This window comes from Amphritea atlantica, assembly GCF_018860855.1.
In the GTDB taxonomy this organism is placed as follows: Bacteria; Pseudomonadota; Gammaproteobacteria; order Pseudomonadales; family Balneatricaceae; genus Amphritea; species Amphritea atlantica_A.
In genome coordinates this window covers 78,615-91,048 of sequence record NZ_JAHKQE010000041.1, presented here as the reverse complement: position 1 = coordinate 91,048, position 12,434 = coordinate 78,615, and the positions used below count along the sequence as shown (strand labels likewise).

Genomic DNA, 12,434 nt, shown 5'->3' with positions numbered 1-12,434 from the left:
TCAGAGATAACGTTCTCTATTTAAAATCATCTTTGCTTAAGTCATATTTTTTCATTTTGTCGTATAACGTCTTACGTGGCAGGCCCAACTTTTCTTGCGTCAGCTTGAGAGAGCCATTGTTACGCGACAGCTCCTCTTGCAACACCAGCTTTTCAAACCGCTCAACCTGTTCGGGTAACGTCATCTGTTTCGCCGCCATCCGCTCACCGGCATCCCCCACGGCAAAGTTATACGCTGGCCCAAGCAACACATAACGCTCGGCAATATTACGTAACTCCCGCACATTACCCGGCCAATGATGGGCCACCAGCGCACTTAACTTTTCAACGCTGAGCTGCGGCACTTCCTTCTGATATTGAACCGAGGCAATCAAAGCGAAATGCTGAAACAACATCGGAATATCTTCACGCCGTTCTCGCAGTGGCGGTATCTCAAGACTGACAACATTAAGACGGTAATAGAGATCCGCCCGATAACCACCCTGCTCACTCAAATCCTTTAGATCAACTTTGGTGGCGGCGACAATACGAATATCCAGAGGAATCAATTCATTAGAACCCAAGCGCTCGATCTGCCGCTCTTCCAGTACCCGCAGCAACTTAACCTGCAACGACAGCGGCATGCTCTCAATTTCATCAAGAAACAGCGTGCCACCATTGGCGTGTTCAAACTTACCGATACGGCGACTCTTAGCATCGGTAAAAGCCCCTTTCTCATGACCGAACAGCTCACTCTCAATCAGATGCTCAGGCACCGCACCGCAGTTAATCGCCACAAAGTTTTTATCTCGACGATTACTGTGTTCATGGATATAGCGGGCCACGAGATCTTTACCCGATCCTGTTTCAGCCTGAATCAGAATATCAGCGGGAGTATCCGCAATATGCTGAATCATCGCTCGCAGTTGCTGAATACCAGGCGAGTGGCCAATAATCCGAGGACCGATACCACCCTGCTGCTCTAACGCCTTACGCAGCACGCGGTTTTCCAGCGTTAGCCGACGTTTTTCCGCCGCACGACGTACCACATCATTCAGCAGTTCTGACGAGAAAGGCTTTTCAATAAAATCATAGGCGCCATCGCGCATCGCACTCACGGCCATCGAAATATCGCCATGCCCAGTAATGAGAATAACCGGCAGATCCGCATCGATGCTCATGATTCGCTGCATCAATTCCAAGCCATCAATTCCTGGCATATTGATATCACTCACCACCACACCAGGCCAATCGCGGTCCAATAGGGTCAGTGCTTTTTCAGCACCGTCAGCCGTGACGACATCATAACCGGCCAACTCTAACGTCTGCCCCGCCGCCAGCCGAATATGTTTTTCATCATCAACCAGTAGAATTTGGTGAGGCTGCTGCAGTTCAACCGGGGTATTCGCATCCATCGGCGGTTCGCCTTCCTGTCTAATTTTAATTATTCTAACCCAACTATCGAAACAGACGTATCTGCTGCTGGCATATTAATGGTAAACACAGCACCACCGAACGGATGATTGCTCACACTCAATTGCCCATCCATTGATTCAATAATACGATGAGAGATTGATAGCCCTAAGCCTAACCCCTGCCCCGCTTTCTTCGTGGTATAAAAAGGTTCGAACACCTTACCCAGTTCGGACGCAGGAATACCGGGGCCATGATCTCTAAAGGATATTAATAAACGCTCGTTCTGCCGTTCAACACCGATCTCTATCCACTTTTCAGGCACCCCTTCCATCGCCTGCAGCGCATTACTAATCAGGTTAACCACCACCTGTTCAAGCCGCAGCATATCGCCTAAAACAAACTGCTGCTCGAGATGATCGGGCCATTCAATTTTGACATTCGCTTTATCTAGCCGACCATACATAATCGACATCGCGCCATCACGCACCGCCTTTAAACTGATCATCATCTGCTGACCTGTCGTTTTACGGGAAAATTCTTTGAGTGGCGCGATAATTTTCGCCATCCGTTCGGTTAATCCACTGATCTCCTGAAGATTACTCGTTACGGGAGCCGTTTTACCCAGCTTTAAAAACGACAGTGCATTATCGGCATAACTACGAATAGCGGTCAGTGGCTGATTTAACTCATGATTGATTCCCGCAGACATCTGCCCTAGCACCGCCAGCTTAGCGGTTTGAATCAACTCATCCTGAGTATTTTTATGCTCTTCCACTTCTTGCAGCAAGCGCGCATTCGCCCGTGTTAGATCCTGAGTCCGCTCATCAACCCGCTGCTCCAGCTGATCCCGCGCCTCGCGTAACTGCTCTTCATTCTCTTTACGCTCGGTAATATCATGAACCGTCACCACAAACCGACTAGCGCTATTATCGGCCATGCGACCAATAATCAGTTCTACTGGAAATGGAGAGCCATCGGCTCTGACACACACCACCTCAACCATTAACTCAGCCGACGAACGCTCATCTCTTTGTTGTGAAATATACTGCCAACACACCGCCCGATCAGGCTGGCTAATCAGCTTGCTAAAATACTCACCCGTGATCCGGTCGGAACAATAACCAAATAATTTTTCAGCCGTTGGGTTAAATGACTCGATAACCCCATGGACATCTAACGTGATCAGGCCCGCATGGGTATTATCGATAATCGCTCGAACACGCGCTTCACTCCTCTCCAGTGCTAACGTCTGCTGTCGTTTAAAACGAGCCCGCTCCAACGAGATTCGCCGCCGCGCTAACAGCAACAACACCAAAAAAACTAACGCACTGTAAACAAAGCCGGTGAGGAGAACATTATTCAAAACCTGCCGATCAACCGGTTTCAAATCCGCTAGAATGGATACATTGAACCCGGCATCCTCGACAGCACGGGTCTGCTGCAAATATTGGTGAGTCTCAATACCATCAAGCGCAGGATTATCAATCCGATCCCCCTCAATCAGCGTCACCACCTCGCCTTCCCTCAACGCTTTACGCTCAACAATGGAGAGCGAGGTTAATGTATGATCACCATAACGCAGACTAGAGATAATCCGCTGTAGGTCCTTTTGCGGCAGAGGCTTCAATGTACGAAACTTCCACTCCGCACGGGTACTGATAAAAATGACGCCATCTTCGTCGGTTACTACAATATCGGTCATCGGATCGCGCCAATCCGTCTCAATATCATTGAGATCGATTTTCACCACGATCACACCCAGAATAGTGCCCCGATATTCAACCGGATAGGAGAAAAAGTAGCCTCGCTTTTTCGAGGTCGTGCCCAAGGCAAAATATCGTCCGGCTCGCCCCTCAATAGCATCCCGAAAATAGGGTCGAAAAGAGAAATTACGCCCCACAAAGCTATGCTCTTTCTGCCAGTTACTCGCTGCGAGCGTCGTCCCGTTGGTATCCATCAAGTAGGTATCCGAGGCACCCACCGTGTCATTAACTTTTTGTAGATAAAGATTCGCTCGGTAAACCCCTTCATTGCCATCCAACAGCAACAGATTCACCAACTCAGAATGCGACGATAATAGCTTCGGCAAGTCTTTATACCGATCAAGCTCCTGCTGAAGACTCAAAATATAACGATTCAGGCTTGCCGATGCGCTCTGTTGCAGATCATCAGTGGCTCGACTATGGCTGATTAAGATGGTCTGAAAGATCACCACAACGAATAAGATGACCAACGACAACAGCAATAAAGGGCGTAACCGTATTTTAATCACTACAAATCCTGTAATTAAGCTACAAAAAATTCATTTGAACTAACAAAAAAAGCTAAAAAGCATTAGAATACGACCAAACAAAACATATTCTGTAATATATTTACAAGATACTGCTTACTCAATGACGAGAGAGAGAAAGCTCTCCGTCAGCAAACGGGCAAAACCTGTTGGTTTGAAATACTATTGCCAGCTACTTATCTTGCAGTAGATAACGCAATCTAAAGTTTAACAGGTAAACCCATACCGTCTACCGGATATCCAAATCATGTTAAAACGTACCAAAATAGTTGCCACACTCGGCCCAGCAACGGATAAACCAGGCATCCTCGACCAAATGATCCGTGCCGGCGTCAATGTTGTGCGACTCAACTTTTCCCACGGTAGCGCCGATGACCACCGTCGTCGGGCCAATGAAGTCCGTGAAATATCCAGCAAACTATCTATTCCAGTCGCCATCCTGGGTGACCTGCAAGGCCCCAAGATTCGTATCGCCCGCTTTAAAGATGATATGAAAATCAAACTAGCCGTCGGTGACCACTTCGCCCTCGACTCATCACTGGATACTAATGCTGGCGATCAAACCCAGGTGGGCATCGATTATAAAGCCTTACCGAGAGATAGCCGCCCTGGCGACGTCTTGCTGCTCGATGATGGCCGAGTACAGTTTAAAGTTATCGATGTACAGGGCAGCCGAATCAACTGCGAAGTGATTATCGGCGGACCACTGTCGAACAATAAAGGCATCAACCGTCAGGGTGGTGGTCTCTCCGCGGCAGCATTAACCGAGAAAGATAAACGAGATATTTTAGTTGCCGCTGAAATCGATGTGGATTATGTCGCCGTGTCTTTTCCTCGCAACTCTGCCGATCTGCATGAAGCTCGGCAACTACTCGATGCCGCAGGCAGTAATGCCGAGATTATCGCCAAAGTAGAACGGGCTGAAACCGTCAGCTCTACTGAAGCGCTCGACGACATTATTCTCGCTTGCGATGGCGTCATGGTGGCCCGAGGAGATCTAGGGGTTGAGATCGGCGATGCTGAATTGATTGGCGTGCAAAAACACCTGATTAATCGTGCCCGAGAACTCAACCGCGTGGTGATCACCGCGACTCAGATGATGGAGTCCATGATCCAAAACCCTATGCCAACACGGGCAGAGGTTTTTGACGTAGCCAATGCGATCTTGGATGGCACCGATGCGGTCATGCTCTCCGCCGAAACGGCCGCGGGCGACTACCCAGTTGAAGTCGTACAGGCGATGACCAAAATTTGTCAGGGCGCTGAAAAGCATCAGCTTTCCCGTCCCGCGCCTACCAGTATTTCGCAGCGTTGCGAACACTTTGATGAAACCATCGCTCGCTCAGCGATGTATACCGCGAATCACCTAGTCGGTGTTAAGGCGATTGTCTGCCTAACTGAATCTGGCTCGACCCCTCGCTGGATGTCCCGCATCCGCTCGGGCGTTCCAATCTACGCGCTAACCCGCAATGAACGCTCCATGCGTCGCATGACACTGTTCCGCGGCGTACACCCCATGCTGTTTGATGCGACAGGGATCGATAATAACGACCTTAACAATCAGGTTCTGGAAACCCTTAAAGCGCAACATCTGCTGGAGAGCGGCGACTTGATTCTGCTCACCCGGGGAGCCGTGATTGGCAGTGGCAGCGGGACAAACTCGATGCAGGTGTTACAGGTTCCTTAAAACCGTAACTCAGGATAAAACAGCATCATTTAAAGGCCCGCTAAGCATTATTAGCGGGCCTTTTTTATGCTCTTTAATCTCCCGCTTTTTTACAGGGTTATGTTTAGCGTATGCTGCGCTATAATAGCGCTCTTTTTTCCGTTAATAAGGTATCCTGGTTGTGTCAAAGGCTCTGGAACAGAATCTGCAGTTAATTATAGAAAAGGGTCAGATTTTGGCACTTGACGGCATCCTTCATGGTATCGAGAAGGAAGGCCTTCGGGCTGATGCCCATGGCTCAATCAGTCAAACAGGTCATCCCGCTTCGCTTGGCGCTGCCCTGACTCATAGCCATATCACCACCGATTATTCGGAAGCGCTACTGGAGTTCATTACCCCAGTGTTTTCGAAATCCGCCGAGGCTCTTGAATTCCTAAAGCAGCTGCACTGCTATGCCTATCAGCATCTGGGCGATGAAGAGCTGTGGAATGCCAGCATGCCTTGTCATATCGATAATGAAGACGCAATTCAGATTGCTCGCTTCGGTAGCTCCAATGTCGGCCGTCTAAAGCATATCTACCGGGTAGGCTTAGAGCATCGCTACGGCAAAATGATGCAAACCATTGCCGGCATCCATTACAACTTTTCACTGCCGGAATCGCTCTGGCCAATCTTGCGAGATCTTCAGGGAAGCCAAAAAAGCGTACAGGCTTTCCGCTCATCGGGGTATTTCAAACTGATCCGCAACTTCCGCCGCTCATCTTGGTTATTGCTTTATCTGTTTGGTGCCTCGCCAGCGCTATCGGCCAGCTTTATGCGCGGCCGCGAACACGACCTCGAGCAGTGGGATGAAGAAACCCTCTACCGCCCCTACGCCACCTCTTTGCGCATGAGCGATTTAGGTTATTCAAACAAAGCCCAGTCGGCTTTAAATATTTGCTTTAACCATCTTGATAGCTATATTCACAGCTTAACTGAGGCTATCAACACAACCTATCCGCCTTATGAGAAAATCGGGGTAAAAACCGAACAGGGCTACAAACAGCTGAACAGTAATGTTCTGCAAATAGAAAATGAATATTACAGCGATATCCGGCCAAAACGAGTGGCGCTATCCGGCGAAAAACCGGTACACGCCCTACTGGAACGCGGCGTCGAATATATCGAAGTACGCAACACCGATATTAACCCGTTACTCCCCGTCGGTATCGACCAACCACAGGCCGATTTCCTCGATGCATTTTTGGTCACCTGCCTGTTATCCGACCCTAGCGATGTCGACAGCCATGAGTGCGAACTGATTAACCGCAATAATAACCTCGTGGTTAACCAAGGAAGAGCCCCGGGCTTAATGCTGACAAAAGATAATCAGCCCATCACGGTACCCGAATGGGGTTCGCAGATTCTGAGCGACATTCGCAAAACCGCGGCGGTATTAGATAAAGTAGCCGGTGATAGCCGCTACACTGATGCGGTCTGCGCTCAGCAAGCTAAGCTAGATGACCCTTCATTGACGCCATCCGCACAAATTCTCGAACAGATGAAAACCTCTGGGCTGAGCTATGAGGCCTTTATTATGCAACAAAGCCGCCAGCACCGAGAAACGATTACGCGTATGGGGCTGGATGCAAAACAGCAACAGTATCTTGACGACCTCAGCCTCATCTCTATTGCTGAGCAACAGCAGATCGAGATGAGCGACACCATCGATTTCGACACTTACCTAGCGAACTATCTCGCACAGTAGTCTTTTACGTCGATCTAAATAAAAAAAGCCCTGCATTCTCAGCAGGGCTTTTTTTGTTTTACAAACGTAAATAGGTTTAAAGCAGCGTTGAACTAGTCTCTATTGCAACACAAAACTCGTAAAGAATAGATCGGCCACATAGGCCTCCCCTTCCTCGGCCAATAAGACCCGCTGCACTTTTTCTAACGCTTCTTGGGCAAGAATATGCTGCTTATCAACGGTTTTCAGCTCTTCTTCAGTTTTAGAGCTCAATAGCATTAGAACTTCATGGCGAATCTCCGCCATATGATAATTCACCGCATGGTGAGCCGCTGCACTGGTCACCTGTATCGTAATTTCACACTTCAAAAACCGCAGAGTACCCGGACTTACAAAGTTGGCAACAAAGGGCTTCAGTTCAATATAGTTAACATAATCCTCTGCTGAGGGCTCATCGGCTGCCCAGACAGGCTGCAACATTGCGCCCAAAAACAATACCAGCAAAAAACGTTTCAGCATGCTTAAGTTTCCCTATCTAATATCAGAGAACACCTCTGACCTGAAAACAATGAAATAAATAAAAACATAACGCCAGCAAACAAAGGACGCTTAACAATAAGCGCCCATTGCCCCGTCAACCGATTCAATCGCATACAGCGCAACAATAAAAGGTCGTACAGGTTTATAGACTCTTCTGTTGTATCATTTTTAGCAGAAAATATCAGCGCCACATGATCAAGATTAGCTATCTATGAGTGAAAAGGGTTCGGCTATTGCCTCTTTCACAACGATAGGATTAGTATTGAGGCACTCAGACAGCAAGTGCTGAACATTAAAGGAGGCCTGCTATGCTAGAAAAATGCCGTAATGCCCAGGAACGCTGGGGAGGTGTGAGCGACATTATTGATAACTGGCTCGACGGACGTCAAAAACTGATCAGCTTTTTTGTTTCTCTGCCGCAACAAAATGTTCAGGAAACACTGAATGATAAAATTCAGGAATTCTGCCAACTCATGATGGACTATATCTCATCAGGTCATTTTGAAGTTTATGAGCAGCTACTAAAACAGGGTAGCGAGTTCAATGATGGTAGCTTAGAAAAGGCTCAAGCACTGTTTCCTAATATTCAGAACAGCACTGATGCCGCGCTCGACTTCAATGATATTTATTCCAGCTTTGAAGGGATAACACTGCAAGAGATGTATGAACTGACATGCCAACTCTCTTCCTTGGGCGAAACTCTCGAAGAACGCTTTGCCCTCGAAGATAAAATGATTGAGATTCTTCATATCGCTCACCGTGAACGAGTATTTGCTGAACCCCAAGCATAAGACCGGAATAACCTGTACTGAGAGTATAGATAGGAACACTTTATGGAAAACAGGTTTCGTGCTGTTGGTTGTGCCCTTCTGGTCACAACAATACTGACCGGCTGCAGTAATAATGATGATCCTACCCAATACGTTGAGTATGCACTTCAAGGGGCCTACTCAGCCAGCCTATCCCCACAGTCAACTTATGCAACCATTGGCTCATTTAATCATGGCGGTAGCCTGTGGAATGTTAAGCAACATGAGCGACTGTATAACTGGAATCATAAAGCCGGCGAATACAGTTTAATTGCAGCCAGCGCCTTTTCGCCTGATGAACTCTATGCCGCCACGGCGGAACAACAAGATCTAGTCCTGTGGAACCTCAGTAATGGTCAACCCGAGGGCTTCTGGAGCTCACCGGCTGAGATTCTCGCAATGGACCTATCCCCTAATGGCAATTACGCACTGCTAGGCTTAGCAGACCATACCGCCGTCTATTTCAATGCCAAGCAGGGTGGCGTAATGCAAACCTTCCGTCATGAAGCTCGGGTCAAAGCGGTTGATCTTAGCGATGATGCACTCATCGCACTGACCGGCGATGATGCTTATAACGCCCAACTATGGGATATCCAAAGTAACAAAGTTATCCACAAGCTTAAGTTCGGCAATATCGTCGATACGGTCGCTCTCTCACCAAACAAACAGCTCGCCTTTAGTTCCGGCAGTTTAGACCGCGCCGTGATCTGGAGCGCCTTGGACGGCAAGGTATTACATACGCTGTCGGATAACAGCGATCTATTTGGTAAACGACTCAGCTTTCTATCAGCCCGATTCTCTTCCGATAACAGCCAATTACTCACCGGCACAGCTTCCGGCTCGGTTCAGCTATGGAGCACCAGCAGCGGCGAGATGTTACGTAGCTGGAATATCCATAAACGCGACCCCTATGGTCCTACCAGTACCGGCGTCTACGCCGTTAGTTTTGGGAACGGCCAATATTATGCCATCGGCTCTAACGGCATCATCAACGAACTGAAATAACACACAACGATACCCCATCATTCTGATATTTTTCAAAGTGATTAGCTGCTCGGCTAATCACTTTCCCCGTCAATCCGCCCCAACCCTTTACGCAACGCTACTCATATTTGCCTCTATTTCGTCAGACCTACATCACACTGGTAACGCTTAATTCACCCACAAGAGTCAGGCCTACTGCTCCGTGCTTAAAGCCGTTATATGCCACAAACCCTCTTGGTCTCTATCTGCAGACAATTAAAAACCAATAAAATCAATTAGTTATCAAAAAACACCACAGCATAGCTGGCCTATAGCGACAGGAATGCCGTGCTTATATTTCATTAACAACAATAAGCTATTGATTTATAAGAACTAATCAGACTTGGCATAGCACCTGCTATTAAGGGGTTATTCCGGTCAATTTTATTAACCTGACGGATTAATCATCTCAAGTAAATAAACTAGGAGCTTAACCATGAATATCAAAACCCTATGCATCATCGCCCTGACATCTGTATCCGCTACTGCATTCGCCGCAGACAAGCCTGAATTTAACCTTGTCGACCTGAATGCCGATGGTTTTGTCAGCCAAGAAGAAGCTCAAAACATTGTCGGCCTGACAGACGTTTTTGAAGCCGCTGATATCAACAAAGATGGTCAATTAGATGAAGCTGAATATGCTGAAGCAGCCATCAGCTAATTGATATTTGGGGGGCACCGGCCCCTCTCTCACCACGAAAGACAGTAGAGATTATTCCGATCAACTGATTAAGCTGACGGGTTAATCATCTAACGAAAAGAACACTAGGAGCTTAACCATGAACATCAAAACTCTATGCGCCATTGCCTTAACATCTGTATCCGCTGCCGCATTCGCCGTTGATATGCCTGAATTTAACGCAGCCGACCTTGATGCTGATGGCTTTGTCAGCCAAGAAGAAGCGAAAAATATTGAAGGTTTGACTGAGATTTTCGAAGCATCTGACGTCAACAAAGATGGTCAGTTGGATGAACTTGAATACACAGAAGCGTCTATCAAGTAATTCACATTCTAGGAACTCACCATACCGCAGTTCCCAGCACGTTTTACGCTTCAATAAAAAACCGCCAATCGGCGGTTTTTTTGATCCATTTTTAGCAACGTAAATTAATGCTGCAAGATCTGGCTTAGGAACAGTTGAGTTCGTTCATGTTGAGGGTTGTTAAAGAACTCATGAGGCTCGTTCTCTTCAACAATCTGCCCACCATCCATAAAGATAACCCGATCGGCCACCGTCTTAGCGAAACCCATCTCGTGGGTTACACAGAGCATCGTCATACCTTCGGTAGCCAATTCAATCATAACGTCGAGTACCTCTTTGATCATCTCTGGGTCGAGTGCCGAGGTTGGCTCATCGAAGAGCATCACGTCGGGGTTCATGCAGAGTGAACGAGCGATAGCAACACGCTGTTGCTGACCACCGGATAACTGCCCAGGATACTTGAGTGCCTGATCGGGAATTTTCACCCGCTCAAGCAGCTCCATCGCTTCGGCTTCGGCTTGCTTACGAGGCATCTTTTTCACCCAGATCGGGGCGAGGACACAGTTTTCTAACACCGTCAGGTGAGGGAATAGATTAAAGTGCTGGAACACCATCCCTACTTCCTTACGAATCGCTTCGATATTTTTAATATCTTCATTCAGGGGAATACCATTAACGATGATATCACCCTTCTGATGCTCCTCTAGATGGTTAATACAGCGAATCATCGTCGACTTACCCGATCCTGATGGACCACAGATAACAATCTTTTCGCCCTGTTTAACTTCCAGATTAATATTCTTCAACACATGAAATTCGCCGTACCATTTGTTCAGGTCGCGCAATTCCACCATCATTTTATCAGTCGCTTGTGAATGGCTCATATCAAAATCTCTCTGTAATCAGGCACGGTTGCCATGGCCGGTATTTAATGCTTTTTCCAGATGTTGCGAATAACGCGACATACTGAAACAGAACATCCAGAACAACAGGGCAACAAATAAATAACTCTCGGTGGAATAGCCAATCCATTCAGGGTCTTGGTTTGCCGCCTGACCAATCGCCAACACATCAAACAAACCGATAATCAGTACTAAGCTGGTATCCTTGAACAGAGCGATAAACGTATTAACGATACCCGGTATCATCAATTTCAATGCCTGGGGCATAATGATCAGAATCATCTTCTGCCAATAACCCAACCCTAGCGCATCAGCCGCTTCATACTGCCCCTTAGGAATCGCCTGCAGTCCACCCCTGATCACTTCTGCCATATAGGCAGACTGGAATAGGGTGATACCGATTAACGCCCTCAGCAGCTTGTCAAAGCTCATCCCTTCAGGGAAGAACAATGGCAACATCACCGAAGCCATAAACAGTACCGTGATCAGCGGAACACCCCGCCAGATTTCGATAAAGATGACACACACCGACTTCACAATCGGCATATCCGACTGGCGCCCCAGCGCTAGCAAGATACCCAGTGGTAGTGAAGCCACAATACCGACGACCGCTAATACCAGCGTCAAACTCAGGCCACCCCACAGATGAGTTTCCACCCGAGTCAGACCAAAGGCGTTACCGTACAACAGGAAGAACGCGACAACGGGATAAACGACCAGCAACAGCGTTGCAACCAGTCCCTTCTTCGGCGTCTTCGGCAACACTAGCCAGATGATTGAGCCAATCAAAATAATAAAAGCGATTTGCACCCGCCAATGTTCCGCTTCTGGGTAAAACCCATAGAGAAACTGATCCAATCGATTGGCAATAAACACCCAGCATGCACCACCGCTGGTACAGGCATCACGGCTATCGCCGACCCAATCGGAATCGATAAAGATCCACTGAATCGTTGGCACCAGAAAACTGATCAGAAAATATCCGACCACTATCGTTGCTATCGAATTAACGGGGCCGTTAAACAAATTTTTCCGCAGCCAGCCGATAACACCAATCATGTTAGCAGGCGGGGGCAACGTGGGTTGTAGTTCGTATTTCAT

At 47.7% G+C, this 12,434-nt stretch carries 11 protein-coding genes; 6 read left to right on the top strand and 5 right to left on the bottom strand.

Going from position 1 to position 12,434, the window contains the following annotated elements; genetic code table 11:
• Nucleotides 1-16: 16 nt before the first annotated feature.
• Both KO512_RS16835 and KO512_RS16830 read right to left on the bottom strand, forming a co-directional pair.
• Nucleotides 17-1,393: a sigma-54-dependent transcriptional regulator gene (locus tag KO512_RS16835; protein WP_215953511.1), complete on the bottom strand. Its 1,377-nt coding sequence runs from the start codon at nucleotides 1,391-1,393 to the stop codon at nucleotides 17-19.
• 29 nt (nucleotides 1,394-1,422) lie between these two features.
• Nucleotides 1,423-3,666, bottom strand: a complete 2,244-nt coding sequence (locus KO512_RS16830) for a PAS domain S-box protein (RefSeq protein ID WP_215953510.1) — start codon at nucleotides 3,664-3,666, stop codon at nucleotides 1,423-1,425.
• Between the two features lie 265 nt (nucleotides 3,667-3,931).
• Between KO512_RS16830 and pyk the strand changes: the two genes are divergently transcribed.
• Complete coding sequence (gene pyk, locus KO512_RS16825) at nucleotides 3,932-5,371, top strand: pyruvate kinase (protein WP_215953509.1); 1,440 nt, start codon at nucleotides 3,932-3,934, stop codon at nucleotides 5,369-5,371.
• Between the two features lie 160 nt (nucleotides 5,372-5,531).
• Nucleotides 5,532-7,097: a glutamate--cysteine ligase gene (gene gshA / locus KO512_RS16820; protein ID WP_215953508.1), complete on the top strand. Its 1,566-nt coding sequence runs from the start codon at nucleotides 5,532-5,534 to the stop codon at nucleotides 7,095-7,097.
• Nucleotides 7,098-7,196: 99 nt separating this feature from the next.
• Here gshA and KO512_RS16815 read toward each other — a convergent pair whose 3' ends face one another.
• Nucleotides 7,197-7,595 (bottom strand): flagellar basal body-associated FliL family protein, encoded by a 399-nt coding sequence (locus KO512_RS16815; RefSeq protein WP_215953507.1) that lies wholly within the window; start codon nucleotides 7,593-7,595, stop codon nucleotides 7,197-7,199.
• Nucleotides 7,596-7,924: 329 nt separating this feature from the next.
• Here KO512_RS16815 and rsd point away from each other — a divergent pair, with 329 nt between their 5' ends.
• The 4 genes from rsd (at nucleotide 7,925) to KO512_RS16795 (ending at nucleotide 10,452) form a co-directional block, all read left to right on the top strand.
• Nucleotides 7,925-8,407, top strand: coding sequence for a sigma D regulator (gene rsd / locus KO512_RS16810; protein WP_215953506.1), 483 nt, complete (start codon nucleotides 7,925-7,927; stop codon nucleotides 8,405-8,407).
• Between the two features lie 42 nt (nucleotides 8,408-8,449).
• On the top strand, nucleotides 8,450-9,430 hold the full coding sequence (locus KO512_RS16805) for a WD40 repeat domain-containing protein (RefSeq protein WP_215953505.1): 981 nt from the start codon (nucleotides 8,450-8,452) through the stop codon (nucleotides 9,428-9,430).
• Nucleotides 9,431-9,884: 454 nt separating this feature from the next.
• On the top strand, nucleotides 9,885-10,109 hold the full coding sequence (locus KO512_RS16800; RefSeq protein ID WP_215953504.1) for a hypothetical protein: 225 nt from the start codon (nucleotides 9,885-9,887) through the stop codon (nucleotides 10,107-10,109).
• Between the two features lie 118 nt (nucleotides 10,110-10,227).
• On the top strand, nucleotides 10,228-10,452 hold the full coding sequence (locus tag KO512_RS16795; protein WP_215953503.1) for a hypothetical protein: 225 nt from the start codon (nucleotides 10,228-10,230) through the stop codon (nucleotides 10,450-10,452).
• 104 nt (nucleotides 10,453-10,556) lie between these two features.
• Here the strand turns inward: KO512_RS16795 and KO512_RS16790 are convergent, their stop codons facing one another.
• Nucleotides 10,557-11,285, bottom strand: a complete 729-nt coding sequence (locus KO512_RS16790) for an amino acid ABC transporter ATP-binding protein (protein WP_215953597.1) — start codon at nucleotides 11,283-11,285, stop codon at nucleotides 10,557-10,559.
• Nucleotides 11,286-11,333: 48 nt separating this feature from the next.
• The gene (locus KO512_RS16785; protein ID WP_215953502.1) at nucleotides 11,334-12,434 is read right to left on the bottom strand and encodes an amino acid ABC transporter permease; all 1,101 of its coding nucleotides are present in this window, start codon (nucleotides 12,432-12,434) and stop codon (nucleotides 11,334-11,336) included.